At 69.9% G+C, this 18,198-nt stretch carries 16 protein-coding genes; 9 read left to right on the plus strand and 7 right to left on the minus strand.

What is annotated here, in order from left to right; genetic code table 11:
* Positions 1–13: 13 nt before the first annotated feature.
* The 3 genes from ACSQ2H_RS04995 to ACSQ2H_RS05005 all read right to left on the minus strand — a co-directional run bounded on the left by ACSQ2H_RS04995 (position 14) and on the right by ACSQ2H_RS05005 (position 4,063).
* Positions 14–1,009, minus strand: coding sequence for a helix-turn-helix domain-containing protein (locus ACSQ2H_RS04995; RefSeq protein ID WP_436060355.1), 996 nt, complete (start codon positions 1,007–1,009; stop codon positions 14–16).
* Between the two features lie 170 nt (positions 1,010–1,179).
* The gene (ptsP, locus tag ACSQ2H_RS05000; protein WP_436060356.1) at positions 1,180–3,438 is read right to left on the minus strand and encodes a phosphoenolpyruvate--protein phosphotransferase; all 2,259 of its coding nucleotides are present in this window, start codon (positions 3,436–3,438) and stop codon (positions 1,180–1,182) included.
* A 184-nt stretch (positions 3,439–3,622) separates the two neighbouring features.
* The gene (locus tag ACSQ2H_RS05005) at positions 3,623–4,063 is read right to left on the minus strand and encodes a DUF805 domain-containing protein (protein WP_436060357.1); all 441 of its coding nucleotides are present in this window, start codon (positions 4,061–4,063) and stop codon (positions 3,623–3,625) included.
* Between the two features lie 107 nt (positions 4,064–4,170).
* Here ACSQ2H_RS05005 and ACSQ2H_RS05010 point away from each other — a divergent pair, with 107 nt between their 5' ends.
* The 3 genes from ACSQ2H_RS05010 to ACSQ2H_RS05020 all read left to right on the plus strand — a co-directional run bounded on the left by ACSQ2H_RS05010 (position 4,171) and on the right by ACSQ2H_RS05020 (position 9,322).
* A complete protein-coding gene (locus ACSQ2H_RS05010) occupies positions 4,171–5,880 on the plus strand; it encodes an Hsp70 family protein (RefSeq protein WP_436060358.1) in 1,710 nt (569 codons plus the stop codon).
* On the plus strand, positions 5,877–7,517 hold the full coding sequence (locus ACSQ2H_RS05015) for a TonB family protein (protein ID WP_436060359.1): 1,641 nt from the start codon (positions 5,877–5,879) through the stop codon (positions 7,515–7,517). The genes ACSQ2H_RS05010 and ACSQ2H_RS05015 overlap by 4 nt, the downstream gene beginning before the upstream one ends.
* A gap of 74 nt (positions 7,518–7,591) precedes the next feature.
* Positions 7,592–9,322: an alpha/beta hydrolase gene (locus tag ACSQ2H_RS05020; RefSeq protein WP_436060360.1), complete on the plus strand. Its 1,731-nt coding sequence runs from the start codon at positions 7,592–7,594 to the stop codon at positions 9,320–9,322.
* A 9-nt stretch (positions 9,323–9,331) separates the two neighbouring features.
* Here the strand turns inward: ACSQ2H_RS05020 and ACSQ2H_RS05025 are convergent, their stop codons facing one another.
* On the minus strand, positions 9,332–9,880 hold the full coding sequence (locus ACSQ2H_RS05025) for a GNAT family N-acetyltransferase (RefSeq protein WP_436060361.1): 549 nt from the start codon (positions 9,878–9,880) through the stop codon (positions 9,332–9,334).
* Positions 9,853–10,494 carry a helix-turn-helix transcriptional regulator gene (locus ACSQ2H_RS05030; RefSeq protein ID WP_436060362.1) on the minus strand — a complete coding sequence of 214 codons (642 nt, stop codon included), beginning with the start codon at positions 10,492–10,494 and terminating at the stop codon, positions 9,853–9,855. Before ACSQ2H_RS05030 ends, ACSQ2H_RS05025 begins: the two co-directional genes overlap by 28 nt.
* Before the next feature lie 71 nt (positions 10,495–10,565).
* On the opposite strand from ACSQ2H_RS05030, the gene ACSQ2H_RS05035 reads away from it, so the two are divergent.
* Complete coding sequence (locus ACSQ2H_RS05035; protein WP_436060363.1) at positions 10,566–11,978, plus strand: MFS transporter; 1,413 nt, start codon at positions 10,566–10,568, stop codon at positions 11,976–11,978.
* Here the strand turns inward: ACSQ2H_RS05035 and ACSQ2H_RS05040 are convergent.
* Positions 11,950–12,528, minus strand: coding sequence for a TetR/AcrR family transcriptional regulator (locus tag ACSQ2H_RS05040; protein ID WP_436060364.1), 579 nt, complete (start codon positions 12,526–12,528; stop codon positions 11,950–11,952). The two genes, ACSQ2H_RS05035 and ACSQ2H_RS05040, sit on opposite strands and share 29 nt — an antisense overlap.
* 96 nt (positions 12,529–12,624) lie before the next feature.
* Between ACSQ2H_RS05040 and ACSQ2H_RS05045 the strand changes: the two genes are divergently transcribed.
* Genes ACSQ2H_RS05045 through ACSQ2H_RS05055 form a run of 3 tightly spaced genes read left to right on the plus strand, consistent with a single transcriptional unit; the run spans position 12,625 to position 15,187 of the window.
* Complete coding sequence (locus tag ACSQ2H_RS05045) at positions 12,625–13,272, plus strand: GNAT family N-acetyltransferase (RefSeq protein ID WP_436060365.1); 648 nt, start codon at positions 12,625–12,627, stop codon at positions 13,270–13,272.
* Complete coding sequence (locus ACSQ2H_RS05050; protein WP_436060366.1) at positions 13,269–14,252, plus strand: saccharopine dehydrogenase NADP-binding domain-containing protein; 984 nt, start codon at positions 13,269–13,271, stop codon at positions 14,250–14,252. The genes ACSQ2H_RS05045 and ACSQ2H_RS05050 overlap by 4 nt, the downstream gene beginning before the upstream one ends.
* Positions 14,252–15,187 (plus strand): NAD(P)-dependent alcohol dehydrogenase, encoded by a 936-nt coding sequence (locus tag ACSQ2H_RS05055; protein ID WP_436060367.1) that lies wholly within the window; start codon positions 14,252–14,254, stop codon positions 15,185–15,187. The genes ACSQ2H_RS05050 and ACSQ2H_RS05055 overlap by 1 nt, the downstream gene beginning before the upstream one ends.
* On the opposite strand, the gene ACSQ2H_RS05060 is transcribed toward ACSQ2H_RS05055, so the two are convergent.
* Positions 15,184–16,434, minus strand: a complete 1,251-nt coding sequence (locus ACSQ2H_RS05060; RefSeq protein ID WP_436063546.1) for an aspartate kinase — start codon at positions 16,432–16,434, stop codon at positions 15,184–15,186. The two genes, ACSQ2H_RS05055 and ACSQ2H_RS05060, sit on opposite strands and share 4 nt — an antisense overlap.
* 176 nt (positions 16,435–16,610) lie before the next feature.
* On the opposite strand from ACSQ2H_RS05060, the gene ubiG reads away from it, so the two are divergent.
* Complete coding sequence (ubiG, locus tag ACSQ2H_RS05065; RefSeq protein ID WP_436060368.1) at positions 16,611–17,363, plus strand: bifunctional 2-polyprenyl-6-hydroxyphenol methylase/3-demethylubiquinol 3-O-methyltransferase UbiG; 753 nt, start codon at positions 16,611–16,613, stop codon at positions 17,361–17,363.
* Between the two features lie 25 nt (positions 17,364–17,388).
* Positions 17,389–18,192 (plus strand): FkbM family methyltransferase, encoded by an 804-nt coding sequence (locus ACSQ2H_RS05070; protein ID WP_436060369.1) that lies wholly within the window; start codon positions 17,389–17,391, stop codon positions 18,190–18,192.
* Positions 18,193–18,198 lie beyond the last annotated feature (6 nt).

The following is an 18,198-nucleotide window of genomic DNA, read 5'->3' on the forward strand; positions in this document are numbered from 1 at the left end:
CGGCGCCGCGAGGCTAGCCCGCAAGCTTCTCGGCGGCGATCGTCGGGGCCGGCATCACGCCCTTGCTCTGCCCGCCGACGAAGACCTGGAAGGCGGCGGGGTCGGTGACCTCGAGGGTCAGGCCCTTGAGGTTCGGGACGCGGTAGGCCTCGCCCGCAGAAAGCTGACGGGCGAAGTAGGCCGCGCCGCCATTGCCGCGGACGATCAGGGACGCGCCCTTGCGGGCCTGCAGAGTGACGAGCGACGCGGCCGGCTGGGCGCCATAGACGGCGCCGCGGGGCACGAAGGTCGGAGGCAGCGGTTCGGCGGCCGTGGGATCGGCCTGCGTGGCCAGCGTCGCGGCCTTCTTGGCGGCGACGACGGCGTCGGACGAGCCGCCGGCGGCGGTGGCCTCGGCCAGGCCCGGCGTTTCGTAGGGCGTCGGGGTGGTCGACTCGACCGGAGCCGGCAACGGCGCGCCTAGCGCGACCGGACCGGCGGGCGCGCCGAGCTTGGCCTTGGCGATGGCCGCGGCGGGCGCTGTGTGCGGCGGCGGTGCCTCGGCGGTCATCGCCCGCTGGGCGACGTTCCAGAGCACGATCGCTGCGATCACCAGCATGCCGCCGCCGATGACCAGGGTCAGACGCGGATCCTTCGACTCGACGACGCCGATCGGCGCGCGCAGGGCCGTGTCGGTGACCGGCTCGTCGCGGCGGAAGCGTTCGACCGCGGCGTCGCCGTCCAGGCCCAGGGCGGCGGCGTAGGCGCGGATGTAGCCGATGGTGAACGGGCGCGAGGGCAGCTCGTCCAGCCGCATCTCTTCGATCGCCGCCAGGTAGCTGCGGCGAATTCGCGTGGAGTCGGCCAGTTCCTGCAGGTTGAGGCCGCGAAGTTCCCGGGCGGCCTTCAGCGCGGCGCCAACATCGGGTCCAACTTCGAGGGATGGGGTCAGGCCGCTGGCGCGGTTGGTCTCGCGATCACCGCTGTTACGCAAATCCAGACTGGTAACCCCGCCAGTATCGAGCGGCATGGCTACTTTGGCGCCTCTTGCTAGCGTTTACGATCTAAAGGCGAAGTCGCGCCCTGCCAGATTTACAGTATAGGTCTTAATATTAGGTTGTGAGTATCACCCTAGGCATTGAAATTCAATGCGCTAAACGGGTGGCGGGGTGCGACGCAGCGTCCCCGGTCAAGCCTGTTTCAGATGGCCAAATACAATTTTCGGGCGAGGGTTTCGATCTCGTTCCGGACCGATCCGGCCGAGGTCCGCAGCAGGGCTGTGACGCCGCGGCGCGCGGCCTCGCGATCGCAGGACAGCACCATCTGCTTGACCGGACCGATACCGGCCGGCGGCATCGACAGGCGATCAAACCCAAGCGCTACAAGGGCGAACGCTTCGAGCGGGCGGCCGGCCATCTCGCCGCACACGGACACCGGCGTGCCGGTTTCCTCGCAAGCCTTCTGAATCACCTCCAGCGCCCGCAGCGCTGGCGGCGAGAGGAAGTCGTAGCGATCCGACACCCGCGGGTTCCCGCGGTCGGCGGCGAACAGGTATTGCATCAGGTCATTGGTGCCGACGCTGACGAAATCAGTCATCGGAAGCAAAGCGTCCAAGTGCCAGACCAGGGCCGGCGCCTCGATCATCGCGCCGACGTCGAGGCGCGACGGCGCAGGGCGGCCGCGGCGCTGGGCCCAGGCGACCTCGTGATCCACCAGGGCGCGAGCGGCGCGGAACTCGTCGACGCTGGCGACCAGCGGGAACATGATGCGCAGCGGCCGGCCGCGGGCGGCGGCGATCAGGGCGCGCAGTTGCAGGCGCAGCAGGGCCGGACGGTCCAGGCCCATGCGGATCGCGCGCCAGCCGAGGGCGGGGTTCTCCTCGCGTTCGGCCTCCAGGTACGGCAGCACCTTGTCGCCGCCGAGGTCGAGGGTGCGGAACGTCACCGGCCGATCGCCGGCGGCGTCCATCACCCGGCCGTAGAGCGCCGTCTGCGCGTTGAAGCGCGGCATCTCCTCGGCCACCATGAACTGGAACTCGGTGCGGAACAGGCCGATGCCCTCCGCGCCGGTCTCGCCGAGGATGTCGAGGTCCACATCCAGCCCGGCGTTCATCAGCAGCGTCACCTTGGCGCCGTCGCGGGTGAAGGCCGGCGTGTCGCGCAGCTTGGCGAACTCGGCGCGCCGCTGCAGGCGCACCTCGAGGCGGGCGTGCAGCGCCTTCACGACGTCGACGCGCGGGCGCAGATAGGCCTCGCCGGTCTCGGCGTCGACGATGACCGGGTCGCCTTCCGACACCTTGTCGCGCAACCCGGGCAGGCGGCCGACGCAGGGGATGTCGAGCGCGCGGGCCACGATCGCCGCGTGGCTGGCGGAGGAGCCCTCCTCGAGCAGCAGGCCGGCCAGCTTGGTGCGGTCGTATTCCAGCAGGTCGGCCGGGCCCAGGTTTCGGGCGATCAGGATGGCGTTCTCGGGCAGGTCGCGCGCGGCGTGGCCTTCGCCAGAGAGGTGGCGCAGCAGCCGGTCGGCCAGGTCCTCGAAGTCGTGCAGTCGCTCGCGCAGATAGGGATCGCGCGCCTGGCCCAGTCGCGCGCGGTGTTCCGAGCGGACCCGTTCGACCGCCGCCTCTGCGGTCAGGCCATTGCGGACCGCGTCCTCCAGACTGCGGTTCCAGCCGCGGTCGTGGGCGAACATCTTGTAGGTCTCGAGCACCTCGTAGGACGCGTCGACCAGACCGTGCTCGCCGGTCAGCATGTCGTCGATTTGCGCCTGCAGGCTGAGGATCGCGGCCTTCAGGCGAGCTTCCTCGGCCACAACGTCCTCGGCCAGCAGCTGCGAGGGGGCGACCGGCGGTTCGTGCAGCACAGCCACGCCCAGGGCCAGGCCGTCTGCGAACTTCGAGCCGATCAGCCGCTCGGGCCGGTGCGGCGCGATCTCGACGCCCTTGAGCTCGCCTTCCAGCTCGCTGCCGGCCACCATCTCGGCCAGCACCATGGCGACGATCTGCAGGTCCTCGACCTCGTCGTCGGTATAGACCCGCTCGGTGCGGTTCTGGACGACCAGCACGCCGATCGCGCGGCCGCCGCGCAGCAGCGGCACGCCCATGAAGGCGTGGAACGGGTCTTCGCCGGTTTCGGGCCGGTAGGAGAAGGCCGGGTGGTTGGGCGCGTCGGACAGGTTGAGCGGCCGGCCGAGCCGCATGATCTCGCCGACGAGGCCCTCGCCGGGCTTCATGCGGGTGACGTGGACGGCGCCGGGATCCAGGCCTTCGGTGGCGAACAGCTCCATGTCGCCGCTGGCGCGCCGCATGTAGAGCGAGCAGACCTCGGCCACCATCGAGCGGGCGATGATCCGCACCACGATGTCCAGGCGCGACTGGGCCGGCCCGCCCGAGGCGAGCGCTTCGCGAATCTGCCGCAGCAGACTGCGTTGTCCCCGAACCGCGATCCCCGGCATGGCCATCAGGCGAGTTTCTCTCCCTTTTCCCTAACCGCCTCCTAGCAGCTTTGCGCGTCGGAACGGAGACGAAAACGGGGCGGAGCGACTTTGTGAGCGCGGCCATGCGGTGCGTCGCGGCCGCTGCGGCCGCCCGGCGGCGCTTTGCCGATAATTCGCGCAGCGTCGCTGGTCCGCGCGGCGCGCGCCCTCAGCGCACGATGCTGATCGAGTGTTCGCCGTAAGCGTTGGCTCCGTCTTGCCCGGGGGCCAGCGCCACCCAGGCGAGGAAGCCGAGGGAAATCGCCGTCGCCAGCGCCAGGGCGCCTAAAAACAGGGCGTTGTTCTGGGCCATCCGGACGATGGCCTCGTCGGCCTTCGCTTCGCCCGCCGCGGCGAGCGCAGCCCAGGCGACGACGCCGGCCCAGGGCGCGATCTGGGCGAGCTGCAGCCAGCCGCTGCGGCCCATGTCATGCAGGCGCTTGGTGGTGATGTTGATCATCGCGATCGAGGTCAGCAGCGCGAAGATCACGCCGATCAGCGGCATGAGCGAACTGAGGACCGAAACGACGAACAGGCCCAGATAGGTCTGTCGAAAGGCCTTCGCGCTAAGACGTCCACGAGCCGAAAAATACAACCAGCGCAGTTCCATGCGTTCCCTCGTCCCGCCGCCAGCATCATACTCAAGCTTGATCGCAGCCGCAGCCAGCACTCTTTCTGGCTGAGGCGCATCGGGGGCCCCTGCGGCGAGCTTGGAGTGTGGCGGTGATTGTCGGCATCGACCTGGGGACCACCAATTCGGCGATCGGCGTCTGGCGCGACGGCGAGGCGCAACTCATCCCCAACAGCCTTGGCCACTACCTGACGCCGTCTGCGGTCGGCATCGCCGACGACGGCGTGGTGCTGGTCGGCATGGCCGCGCGCGAGCGGCAATCGACGCACCCGAACGACACCGCCACGGCGTTCAAGCGCTACATGGGCAGTCAAAAGGCGACGCGGCTGGGCCGGCGCGAATTCCTGCCCGAGGAACTGTCGGCGCTCGTGCTGCGCGCGCTGAAGGCCGACGCCGAGGCGTTCCTGGGAGAACCCGTCACCGAGGCGGTGATCGCCGTACCGGCCTATTTCAACGACAAGCAGCGCAAGGCGACGCGACGCGCCGGCGAGCTGGCGGGGCTGAAGGTCGAACGGTTGATCAACGAGCCGACCGCCGCGGCGCTCGCCTACGGCATTGGCGAGCGGGGCGACGAGGTGCGCTTCTTGGTGTTCGACCTTGGCGGCGGCACCTTCGACGTCTCGGTGCTCGAACTCTTCGACGGGGTGGTCGAGGTGCGCGCCTCAGCGGGCGACAACCGGCTGGGCGGCGAAGATTTCAACGACCTGCTGGTCGACATGCTGCGTCGCCGCTTCGATGCCGAATGGGGCGAGGCTGCGCGGGACGACGCCACGCTGCTGCAGCGTTTGCGCACGGCGGCCGAGCGCGGACGGCGCGAGCTGTCGGAGAAGTCGACCGCGACGCTGTCGGTGGTCTGGAAGGACAGGGCCTACGAACACGAGGTGAGCGCCGAGGCCCTGGAGGCGGCGGCAGAGGGCCTGCTGAGCCGTTTGCGCGATCCGGTGCTGCGCTCGCTGCGCGACAGCGACCTGCGGATCGGGGCGTTGAACGAGATCGTGCTGGTCGGCGGCGCGACGCGGATGCCGATGGTCCGCAAGGCGGTGACGCGGATGTTCGGACGTTTCCCGGCCGCATCGATCAATGTCGACGAAGCGATCGCCCGCGGGGCGGCGGTGCAGGCCGGCCTGAAGGCGCGGGACGCGGCGCTCAACGAGGTCGTGCTGACCGATGTCTGTCCCTATTCGCTGGGCGTGGATGTCGGCGAGCATGGTCCCAACGGCCAGATCCGCACGGGCTTGTTCTCGCCGATCATCGAGCGAAACACGACCATCCCCGCCAGTCGCGTCGAGTCCTTCCGCACGCTGCGGGCCGGCCAGCGGCAGATCGAATTCGGCGTCTATCAAGGCGAGGCGCGCTGGGTCGCCGAGAACATTAAGCTCGGCGACATCGTCATTCCGATCCCGGCCCGGCCCGCGGGCGAGGTCGAGGTGCAGTGTCGCTTCACCTACGACATCAATGGCCTGCTGGAGGTCGACGTCGAGGTGCCGCTGACCGGCGAGCGACGGCAACTGGTCGTCGTCGACGAGGACAATGTCGACGAGGCCGACGTGGCGACGCGGCGCGCGGCGTTGACGCAGCTCAAGGTGCATCCGCGCGACGAGGGCTCCAATCGCGCGGCGATGGCGCGGGCCGGCCGCTGCTACGAGGACTTCATCGGCGAGCGCCGCGACTATGTCGCCCGGCTGATCGGTCAGTTCGAGGGCGTGCTGGACCGGCAGGATCCGCGGGCGGCGGCGCTGGCGCGAGGCGAGCTGCTGGCGGCGCTGGACCAGCTGGAAGGCGAAAGCTTCCTGTGAGCGGACGGTCGATTTGGGAGGTTCTTGGCCTCGATCCGACCGACGACCTGCGGGCGATCAAGCGCGCCTACGCCCGGCAGCTGAAGCGGACGCATCCTGAGGATGACGCCGCCGGCTTCCAGCTGCTGCGGCAGTCCTATGAGCACGCGATGGCGATCGCCGCGCACGAGGCGGTTCGCGGGCAGGCGGTCGATGCGGCCGAGGTCGAGCGCCCCGACCTGGCGCAGGAGGAACCGGCGGCCGCCGAGCCGTTCATACCCGAGGAGGATCCGCATGAGGCGCACTGGCGCGTCTGCGGGCGATTGGAGCAGCTTCTGGCCATGGAAGGCGGGGTCGATCCCGCCGCCATGAAGGCCGCGCTCGAGGCGGTGCTGCGCTCGGACTCGATGGAGAACCTCGAGATCTTCGCCGACACCGAGGTGGGGCTGGCGCGGGTGCTGCTGCACTTCGCGCCGCGCGGCGACGTGCTGCTGCCCGCGGCGATCCAGCACTTCGGCTGGTATGACCAGGAGGGACGCTGGGACCTCGCACATGAGATCCGCGGCGCGCTGGCTCGAGAGCGGGCGCTGAGCATGATCGAGCGGCTGAGCAATCGCCGTCACGAGCATCACCTGGGCTACATGACCCTGCGCGCCGGTCCGCCGGAGAAGTTGGGGTTGTGGCGGCGGCTGCGGCTCGACCGCCGTCATCGCCTGGTGTCCGAGTTCCTCCACTTTGCCACCGGCCACGCGCCCGGCGTGCTGCACATGCTCGATCCCGAGGCGGTCGAGGCGTGGGAGCGGCGGATCGCGCGGCGCGAGAAGAAGCCGCATGTCCGTGCGGCGCTCTGGGTCGCCTTCCTGGCGGTCGTCGTGCTGCTGTCCGTCGCTGCCCGGCTCGGCCACGCGCCGCAAGACCTGGCGGCGCGGGCGGCGGCTGAGCCGACCGACCCGGCGCTGTGGGCCGACCTCTGCCGCGAGCGCGCCCGGGGGGACGCGCCGACGGAAATCGAGCTCAACGACTGTGAGCGGGCGCTGGCGCTGGCGCCGCGGTCGCTGGGCGTGCTGGGCGATCGGGCGCTGATCAAGGCGCGTATTGGCGACATGGCCGGGGCGGTCCGCGACTACGACGCCTTGCTGGGGCGCAGTCCTGGCAATGTCCGGGCGCTCTACGGCCGCGGCGAGGCCCGGATAGCGATGGGGGATCGGCAGGGGGGCGGCGCCGATCGGGCCCGGGCCACGGACCTGGACCCGGCGGTCGCCTACAGCATCGACTTCTTTCGCATCAACCAGATCGCGCCGCGGCCGCCGATATACTCGCGCTCGCCCGAAACACTGACGCCGGCGGAGATTGTCGGCTTCGACATGCCGGTGGCCGTGCTGCAGCGGCCCGAGGGCGTGAGCCTGACCGCGGCCTATCCGGAGCGCGCCTCGCAAGTCGGCGCCAGCGGGGCGGTGAGGGTGCGTTGCCGCGTACGGCTTGACGGGCGGGCAAGCGATTGCGTCGTGCTGTCCGAGGCGCCGCAGGACCTGGGCTTCGACGACGCCGCAGTGGGGATCGTCGAGCAGTTCGTGTTCGCCCCAGCCCGTCTGCGGGGCAAGCCGGTCGACGGCGCCTTGGTGACAATCCCGGTCACTTTCTCCAAGCCGGAAGGCTAGGCCTCGCTCTACGATTGCCTGAGCGGAGCGGTCACGCTCATAGTTCCCGCATAACAACGTTCGGGGCGGCGACCATGGGGAAGGCTTGGCTGGGGCTGGTCGGCGGGCTGGCGGTGATCCTGAGCGGAGCGCTGCTGGCCTGGCTGGTGCAGACGGCGGGCGGCGTGAGCGTGCGCGACGTCCGCTTCGCGGGCGATCGGGGCACGACGCTGTCGGCGCTGGTCTACACGCCGGCGTCCGCTACGGCGGAGACGCCCGCGCCGGGCGTGCTGCTGAGCCATGGCTACATCAACACCCGCGAGATGCAGTCGGCCTTCGCCATCGAGCTGGCGCGGCGCGGCTTCGTGGTGGTGGCGATGGACCAGCCGGGCCACGGCTATTCCGACGCCATCGTCGGGGCGAACGACTTCGGCGGCCCGGCGGCGCTGCGCTACCTGAAGAGCCTGCCGCAGGTCGATCCGGCCAATATCGGCCTGGCCGGGCACAGCCTTGGCGGCGGGCCGGTGGTGGGGGCCGCGGCGTCCGATCCGGACGGATACCGCGCGGCGGTGCTGCTCGGCTCGACCCCGGCGATCGGGGCGGTGTTCGGGTCGAAGGCCAGGGCCGACCTGCGCAACCTGGCGCTGGTGTTCGGCGGCTATGACGAGTTCGCCGAACTGATGTGGCAGGTCCCGCGCGGCTTCGATGTTCCGCGCTCGCCGGCCCTGCAGGCGCTGTTCGGGACGCGTGAGCCGATCGTGCCAGGCCGTGTCTACGGCGACATCGCGGCAGGGACGGCGCATGTGCTCCACGCGCCGCCCGTCACCCATCCCTGGGAGCATTTCTCCTCGGGCGGGGTGGCGCCGACCATCGACTGGTTCCAGCGCACGCTGGACGGCGAGGCGCGGCCGCTGCCGCCGGAAGACCAGATCTGGTTCTGGAAGGAGGTCGGGACCCTGATCGCCTTCGCCGGGATGGCCGCGGTGTTGCTGGCCGCGTTCGAGATCCTGCTCAGCGTGCGCTGGCTGCACCGGCTGGATCGGCGACCACAGCCGGCGGCGCCCGTCGTTCCGCACCGTGACGGCCGGTGGTGGCTGTTCTTCGCAGTGACGGCCGCGCTGCCGGCGATCACCTACTTCCCGTTGATGAAGCTCGGCATGCTGTTCCTGCCGATGCCGCTCTATCCGCAGTGGATCACCAACCAGTTGCTGGCCTGGGCGCTGGGCGGCGCGGCCCTGACCCTGGTGATCGGGCTGGCGAGCAAGGCGCCGAAGCCGGCGGTGCGCGCCGACTGGCCAAGGTCGGCGGCGATCGCGCTGCTGACCGTGGCGGCGGGCTATCTGACCCTGGTGGTCGTGGCGGGCGTGCTGCACGTCGACTATCGCTTCTGGGTGGTCGGGCTGAAGCCGCTGGACCTGCGCCACCTGGGCTTTGCGCTGGCCTATCTGCCGCTCTGGGCGGTGTTCTTCGTCATTGCGCTGCGCGGGCTGCACTCGCGGCTCGCGGTGGCCGACGAGGGGCGCTGGAGCCATTACTTCGCCGGCATGGCCGCGATGTCGCTGGGCTTCGCCATGCTGCTGGCGATCCAGTACGGGGCGCTGTTCCTGACCGGTAAGCTGGCCATGGCCGAGCCGCTGAACACCATCATCGCCATCCAGTTCGTGCCGCTGCTGGCGCTGGTCGGGGTGATCTCGGTGTTCACCTGGCGTCGCACCGGCAGCCATGTGCCCGGGGCGCTGATCTGCGCGCTGCTGCTCACCTGGTACGTGAGCGCCGGTACGGCGACGCACTGGTCGCCGAACTTCCAGCTGCCGGCGCCAGGTTAAGGGCCGGGGTTAGGGACGGGCGACCCGCTTTGCCATCAGCAGGTCGGGGCGGCCGAAGCCGTTGGCGTCGGGCACGACCCCCACCGCCTCGTAGCCGAGCTTGCGGTAGAAGAAGAACGGGTGGCCGCTGGTCGGAGCGATCTGGGCCAGCTTGGCCAGGGCGTCCGGGAAGATGTCGGCCCCGAACAGGCTGGTGCCGCCGAAATCGTCGTCGGTGCCGAGATAGACGGTGAGCTTGCCCATGGCCGCGACGTGGGCCTCCAGCGCGGCGGTGAGCGCCGCGCCGACCCCCTTGCCGTGGTGGCGCGGATCGACCGCCAGCGGATGCAGCTCTGCGGCGTGGCTGTAGGTGTCGATGCCTCCGATCACGCCGAGGACGGTGTCGCCGTCGAGGGCGGCCATGGCGAAGCGTTCGGGAACGGTGAGGAAGGTCTCGACCTCGGCTTCAGCTTCGCCCTCCTCCTGATAGGCGGGCACGTGGGCGAAGGCCTCGCGGAGGATGCGCGCGCTCTCGGCGCGTTGGGCGGCGTTCAGGTGCTCGAAGGCGACGATGTCCATGGCGTGACAAGGTACGCGCACCGTCGCGCGCCCGCCAGGATGTGGTCGGTGCGCTCGACGCCGGCTGGCGCGAGCATGGCGCGGAACAGCGCCAGCTCCGAGCGGCAGAACCCCTGGCAGGCGCTGGCCGCCGCGCAGATCGGGCAGTGGTTCTCAATCAGCAGGTAGCCGCCGTCGGCCAGCGCGGTCCACTCGGCCATGTAGCCTTCCGCGGCGCGGACCGCGGCCAAACGCTCCAGCTTCTGTTCCAGGGTGTCGGCGGCGGCGAGCGCGCGGCGGTAGCCGATCTCGATCGCCTGTTCGCGTCGGCCGACCAACCGCTCCAGGCCGTCTTCGCCGAACTCGCTGCGAACCGCGTCCAGCAACTCGACCGTCAGCTGGGCGTGGGTGTTGGGAAAGCGCTCGTCGCCCTTGGCGCTGAGCGACCACGAGCGGCGCGGCCGTCCGACCCCCATGCGTTCGGTGACGTGCTCGACCAGGCCCTCTGAATGCAGCTTTTCCATTTGCAGGCGGGCGGCCTGGCGGGTGACACCCATGGCCTCGGCGATCGCCTTGGTCTGAGCCGGGCCCTTGCTCTTCAGCAGCAGGAGGATCTGGTCGGATGTGCTGTGCATTTGACAAATAGATGATTGCAAAACCTGCGCGCCGGGTCTAGCGCCTAATATGTAAAGTTGGAGATTGCCAAATGGCTGTGGCGGCGCGCGCGGACGGAAGTTGGGCCGATGTGGTGGGCGAGGGGCGGCTGCCGCGGTTCGTGCTGATCTGCCTTGGCGTCTGGATCAGCGCCGCCGACTCGATGGTCACGGCGACGATCATGCCCAGCGTTGGCGCCGACCTCGGCGGCTACGCCTATTTCGGCTGGGCGACGGCGGGCTTTCTGCTGGGGTCGGTGCTGGCCGGGGCGAGCTCTGGGCTGCTGGGGCTGCGCTTTGGCCTGCGGCGGGCGACGGCGGCCGCGGCGATCCTGTACGCCGTCGGCTGCGCGCTCAGCGCCGGCGGCCCGGACATCGCCAGCTTCCTGATCGGGCGGGTGCTGCAGGGCCTGGGCGGCGGCTGGGTGGTCGGCTTCTGTTCGGTGGCCATCGGCCTGATGTTCCCCGACCGGCTGTTGCCGCGGGTCTATGCGACGATCACCGCGATCTGGGGCGTGGCCAGCCTGCTGGGACCGTTGATCGGCGGGATCTTCGCCGACCTCGGCGCCTGGCGCTGGGTGTTCTGGTTGTTTGCGATCCAGGGAGTCGGCGTGGCCTGGGCGGCCTATGTCATGCTGCCGAGCGACCGAGGGAACGACGACGCCAAGGTCGCCTGGCCGCAGTTGGCGTTGATCGCGGCCGGGGTGATGGCCATCGGCCTCGCCGACATGGCCCGCGACTTCCTGAGGTCAGGCTTGCTGACGGCGCTAGGCTGCGCGCTGTTGGCCTTCACGGTCTGGTTCGACGGGCGGGCGCGCACGCGACTGCTGCCCAAGGGGGCGAGCGACCTGACCACCATTCCCGGGGCCGGGTTCGCCGCGATGTTCCTGCTGACCGTCGCCTCGATGGGCTTTGCGATCTACGGCCCGGCGATCCTGCAGAAGCTGGCCGGACTGACGGCGCTGGAGGCCGGCTACGTGATCGCCGGCGAGGCGGCGGCCTGGACGGTGATGGGCCTGCTGGTGGCGCACCTGACCGGAGCCTGGCCGCAGCGGATGATCCGGCTAGGCGCGATCGTCGCCACCCTGGGCGTGGCGTTCGCGGCCCTGACCATGCCGTCGGCCTCGGTCGTCGGCGTGGTCGTGGCCGGCGTGTTCCTGGGCGGCGGTTTTGGCCTGTCCTGGGCGTTCATGAGCCAGCGCATCCTGGCCTCGCTGCCCGAAGGCGACGAGCGGGCGATCGGGGCGGCGGCGATGACCACCGTGCGCCTGACCGGCTCGGCGGTGGGCGCGGCGGCGGCCGGCGCAGTCGCCAACCTGGTCGGGTTCTCGGAAGGCTTGAGCGAGGCCAGCGCCCGTTCGGCGGGTCTGTGGGTGTTCGTCGCGGTGCTGCCGCTCGCCATCGCCGGCGTCTGGGCGGCGTTCGGGCTGACGTCGGCTAGGACGGGCGAAGCGCGCCCAGCATGATGCGCGACAACGCTGCGACCGCCTCGGCGCGGTTCATCCGACCGGCGGCAGCGGCTTGCGAGAGGATGTCGGCCGCACCGATCACGCCCAGCAGCACCGCGCGTCCCGCCGTGCCTGACAGCGGCGCGAAGCGGGCGAGCGCGGCCGCGTACTGATCGACGTAGCCCTCGCGCAGCGCCTGACGGAAATCGTCCATTTCCTCGCTGGCCGACAGCGCCGCGGCGATGGCGCCGAACTCCGGGCCGGACTGAAGTACGCAGTCGACATAGGCCGCGCTGAGGATCTCGACCACGTCCTCCAGGGTCTTGGCCTGTGCCGCCAGCGCCGCCTGAACGGCTTTCGCCTGTCGTTCGTCGAAGTAGCGGTAGAGCGCGATCAGCAGGCCGGCCCGCGTGCCGAAGTGCTCGTAGGCGATGGGCTTGGTGACGCCGGCCTGCTCGGCCAGCCGGGCCAGGGTCAGCGCGTCGGTGCCTTCGGCGCGGACGATGGCCGCCGCCGTCTCCAGAAGCTGGTTGCGCCGCTGATCGCGCGGCATGCGCCTGACCGACACGCCCTGTCCTTCCACGCCGCTTGACAGCGACCTTACGAGTCGTAACTTACGATCCGTAACTTACAGATCGTAACAACAGACTTAGCGGAGGCGGACGTGACAGCCAACACCCTTCAGCTCGCGCCGGTCGGTGCGGACCAGATCGCGCGGTTCGCGCCGCTGATCCCCGGCCTGATCCGGGCGACCGGACCGGTCAGCTACGACTATCAGTTCGGCGTCGACGGCCTGCTGGAGCAGGTGGTCGCCGCGTCGTGGGGGACGCCGGACACGCTGTTCTGCGCGTCCTGCACGACGGCGGTGGTTCAGGACGGCGAACTGCTCGGGATCGAGCTCGGTTTCGCCGGGCCGAACTTCTATGCCTTCAAGGCCAATCTCGTGGCGCTGGCGCCGGCGCTGATGGCGGAGGGCAAGGTCAGCTACGAACAGTTCGCCGGCCTGGCGGCGCGCGCGGAGATCGCCAGCTATCTGAACGCCCATGTGCCGGAGGACGTCTACTACCTGCACGCCCTGTCGACGCCGCCGCAGCACCGCGGCAAGGGCGTGGGGCGTGACCTGCTGAAAGCCGCGATCGGCCGCGCCAGGACGGCGGGCTATCGCGAGCTGCAGCTCGACGTGCTGGCCGACAATCCGGCGGTAGGATTCTACCAGGCCATGGGCCTGCGCATCGTCGCCGAGCTTCGCTCGCCGCTGCTCAGCCGCGACCATGGCTTCCCGGCCGAGTACCGCATGGCGGTGACGCTGTGAGCCCGCGGGTCGTCATCGCCGGGGGCTATGGCCTGGTCGGCGGCTGGGTCGCGCGGCATCTGCGGGCGGCGGGCCATGACCTGGATCTGGTGCTGGCCGGCCGCAATCCTGAGCAGGGGGAGGCTCTGGCGGCGGAACTGGGCGCGCGGACCGCGCGATTGGACGTGGCCGATCCAACGGCGGCGCTGGCTGGGCTGGGGCCTGTCGACCTGGTGATCGCCACGCTGCAGGACCCGGGCGACAACCTGCTGACCGCAGCGTTGCGAGCCGGCGCGGCGCACATCGGGATCGTACGGACGGCCGACAGCATGGCCTCAAGCGCCGTCGCTGCGACCAATCTGGCGCAGAAGCCGGCGCTGATGCTGGGACACTGGCAGGCCGGCGTGCTGATCCTGGCGGCGCTCGCCGCCGCCAGGGTCTTCGCACGGGTCGAGCGTATCGAGCTGGCGGCGCTCTATGACTACGCCGACCCGATCGGGCCGATGACGGCGACGGACTCCGGCGGCTTCGTCGGCCGGGCCCTGGTCCGCGAGAACGACGCCTGGGCGAACCTCGACGCGGCGGTCAACGGTCGCCGGGTCGAACGGGGAGAAGCCCCGGCCTTCGACGCCATGCCGATGGGGGTGCTGGACACGCCGGGGCTGGCGGCGATGACGGGGGCGGCCGACGTGCGCTTCGACCTGGGCACGGGCGCATCGATCGGGACGGCGGGCGGCGGCGCGGCCTCGCACGACCTCTATATCGACATCACCGGAACCACCGCGGCGGGCGAGACGACGACGCGCCGAACCCTGATGAGCGATCCCAAGGGGCAGGCGCATCTAACCGCGCTCGGGGTGCTGATGGGGGCCGAGCGGGTTCTGGGTCTGGATGGCCAGGCGCCGCCGGCGGCGGGCTTCAGGCTACCGGAGACGACCATCGACGCCGACTGGGCCGTGGAGCGTCTACGGGCCTTCGGCGTGCGGATCGGGGCGGCGTGATGCGGGCGCTGGGCATAGACCTGGGCCAGGCCCGGGCGAGCGTGATCGAGGCGCCGGTCCCGACCCCTGGCCCCGGTGAGATCCTGGTCGAGATCAGGGTCTCAGCGGTGAACGAAATGGATGTCCAAGTGCGCTCTGGCGGCTGGGCCGGCCAGGTGAAGCGGTTCCGCCGCGCCGGTCCGGTGCTGACCGGCTTCGAGTTCGCCGGCGTGGCACGCAGCGACGGCGCGCGCATCCGCTCGGGGCGACGGGTCATCGGCTACAGCCACGTGCTGAATGGCCCGCGGACCCATGCCGAGTTCGCCTGCGTCCATGAGCGGGACGTGCAGGTCATCCCTGACGACCTGTCGGACGAGGGCGCCGCCGCCCTGGTGGTGATGGGCTTGACGGCGATCGAGGTGCTGGAGCGCATCCGGCGGCTGAAGGCGGGCGAACAGTGTCTGGTGATCGGGGCGGCTGGCGGCGTCGGCGTCTATGCGACGCAACTGGCCGCAAGCCAGGGCGCCAAGGTCACCGCGATCGCCTCGCGCGCCAACACCGACTGGGTGCGAGCCCAAGGCGCGGGTGAGGTGCGGGCCTATGAGGACGGCCCGCGCTATCGCGCCGGGGACCGGTTCGACCTGGTGATCGATGCGCCGGCCAAGTCGTCCTTCGCCGAGGCCGCGACGTATCTAGCGCCTGGGGGAACCTATGTGACGACCAACCCGACCGCGGACATGGGCGGCTTCGTCAGGGCGATGTTGTCTGGGAAGCGGGCCGGCTGGCTGATGATGCTGCGCACCGATCCGGCCAAGCTGTCGCGATTGGTCGAGCTTTGGCGGATGGGCGCGATGCGGCCGGCGATCGACAGCGTCTACGCCCTGGAGGACGCCGACGCCGCCTTTGATCGGTTCGCCGCCCGCGGAAAGCAGGGGCGAGTGCTCTTGAAGATCTAGAGCTGGTCGAGGCCGAAGCCGGCGTGCAGGGCGCGCACGGCCAGTTCGGTGTAGGCCGCGTCGATCAGCACGCTGATCTTGATCTCCGAGGTCGAGATGACCTGGATGTTGACGCCCTTGTCGGCCAGCGACTGGAACATGGTCTTGGCGACGCCGGTGTGGCTGCGCATGCCGACGCCGATGACCGAGACCTTGGCGACGTCCTCGTTCACCTGGACGTCGTCGAAGCCGATCTGCGGCTGGTGGGCGCGGACGATCTCGACCGCGCGCTGGGCGTCGCGCTTGCCGACCGTGAACTCCATGTTCGCGGTGTCGGCGGTGCGAGCATGGCTCTGCACGATCATGTCGACATTGACGTTGGCGTCGGCCAGGGCGCCGAAGATCTCGGACGAGACGCCCGGATGATCGGGCAGGCCGAACAGGCTGATCTTGGCTTCGTCGCGGCTATAGGCGACGCCGCTCACGATGCGCTTTTCCATGATCTCTTCCTCGTCGCACACGATGGTGCCTTGGCCGGGCGCTTCGCCGGGCTCGACAAAACTGGACAACACCCGCACCGGCACGTTCTGGGCCATGGCGAGTTCGACGGAACGGGTCTGCAGGACTTTCGCGCCCAGCGAGGCCATCTCCAGCATCTCCTCGTAGGAGATCTTGCTGAGCTTCCTGGCCTTGCTCTCGATGCGCGGGTCGGTCGTGTAGACGCCGTCGACGTCGGTGTAGATGTCGCAACGGATGGCCTTCACCGCAGCGGCGATGGCGACCGCGCTGGTGTCCGAGCCGCCGCGGCCGAGGGTGGCGATGCGGCCGTCGCGGGTCACGCCCTGGAAGCCGGCGATCACCGCCACTTCGCCAGCGTCGAGCGCCGCGTTGAGCTTCTCGGGCGGAATGTCGTCGATGCGGGCGCGGCCGTGGGCGTCGTCGGCGACGATCGGGATCTGCCAGCCGAGCCACGACCTGGCGGGCAGGCCCATGTTGCGCAGGGTCATGGCCAGCAAGCCGGCGGTGACCTGCTCGCCCGACGCGACGATGGCGTCGTACTCGTCGTCGGACGAGGGCAGGCCCTGGGCGGCGGCGCCGGCGCCGTCGGTCCAGGCGACCAGTTCGTTGGTCTTGCCGGCCATGGCCGAAACCACGACGGCGACCTTGTGTCCGGCCGCGACTTCAGCCGCCACCAGACGGCCGACGCGTCGGATACGCTCGAGGTCGGCGACGGACGTGCCGCCGAATTTCATCACTAGCCGAGACAGCGCAGGAGCTCCGCTTGAGAGGGAAGGCTGCGCCTAATAGCGGGGCGCGCCGTCAGGGGCAATGTCTGCCTTCGCAGGCGCGAAAAGGACGCGCCCCGCGCAAGATGGCGCCCATTCTGGGCCTTGCCGGCCGATAGGGGCTGGCGCCGTGCGCCGCTCGGTAGGAAAAGGCTTTCATGTCGTCTGCGTCCGCATCCTCGATCGACCCGAAAGAGGTCGAACAATTCTCGCGCATCGCCGCCGAATGGTGGGATCCGAAGGGCAAGTTCGCCCCTCTGCACAAGTTCAATCCGGTGCGGCTGTCGTTCATCCGCGACGAGGTTCAGGCGCGGTTCGGGCGCGACCCGAAGGCGATCCGGCCGTTCGAGGGGCTGCGGCTGCTGGACATCGGCTGCGGCGGCGGGCTGCTGTGCGAGCCGATGACCCGGCTCGGCTTCCAGGTGACCGGCGTCGACGCCTCGGAGCGCAACATCGGCACGGCCGGCGCGCACGCGGCCGAACAGGGACTGGCCATCGACTACCGCGCCACGACCGCCGAGGACCTGCTGGCCGCCGGCGAGCGTCCGTTCGACGTGATCCTGAATATGGAAGTCATCGAGCACGTCGCCGATCCGGGTGCCTACCTGCGCGACTGCGCGCGGCTGCTGGCGCCGGGCGGGCTGATGATCGTGGCCACCCTCAATCGCACCTTGAAGGCGTTGGCGCTGGCGAAGATCGGGGCCGAATACGTGCTGCGCTGGGTGCCGGCCGGGACCCACGACTGGAACAAGTTTCTCAAGCCGGAAGAACTCCGTGGATTCCTCGACGGCGAGCCGGTCGCCGTGCATGGCCCGTTCGGCGTGGCGTTCAATCCGCTGACCGATCGGTGGGTCCGCTCCTCGGACTGCGACATCAACTACATGGTGACGGTGACGCGGGACGCAGCGTAAAGAGGCCGGCCACGAGGAAGTACCCATGCCGTCTATCAGGGTGCTTGGTCACGCCTATCGCGCCTGGCGCCGTAACAGGACGTGGGCCAAGCACGAGCCCGAGACCCCGTATCTCGCCGATCTGCTCAGCGGTTCGCCGGTCTGCCTGCACGTGGGAGCCAGCGACGGGCGCCATTCGTACGTGATGACCCAGGTCGCGCCGAAGGCGCAGATCCACGCCTTCGAACCCTCGGCCTTCACCTTCGAGGTGCTCAAGACCTGCCTGGCCTGGCACCGGATCTCGGCCCACGTCACCCCGGTCAACGCGGCGGTCGCCGACATCCCGGGGGAGCTGCTGCTGGTGACGCCGATCAAGATGTCCGGGCGCATGGCGCGCGGCTACGCCTATGTCGCCGCCGAGCGACCGCAAAGCCCGGTGCGACCCGACTTCGAGGACATGGGTGCGGAGGTCGAGACGACCTTGGTCACGACCCTCGACCAATATTGCGAATCCCAGGGCCTGAGCCGGATCGACTTCATCCGCATGGATGTCGAGGGCGCCGAGCTGAAGGCGCTGAAAGGCGCCGAGCAGATCCTCGAACGCGACCTGCCGCACGTGCTGATCGAGATCCATCCGCTGATGCTCGAAGGCCGGTTCGGCGGTTCGGCGCAGGCGGTGCTCGAGGTCTTTCTGTCCCGCGGTTACCGAATGTTCGCGCTCAACGGCGACCGTCTGGAAGAAAGTTCTGACGTCGACGTCGAGGCGCCTTGGAAGGACTACTTCTTCGTTCACCCGGACCGGGCCGGCGAGCTGCCGGACGGAGTCTTCAAGGCGCGCATGGCGGCCTGAGGACGC

This window comes from Phenylobacterium sp. LjRoot97 (assembly GCF_964254345.1).
In the GTDB taxonomy this organism is placed as follows: domain Bacteria; phylum Pseudomonadota; class Alphaproteobacteria; order Caulobacterales; family Caulobacteraceae; genus Phenylobacterium.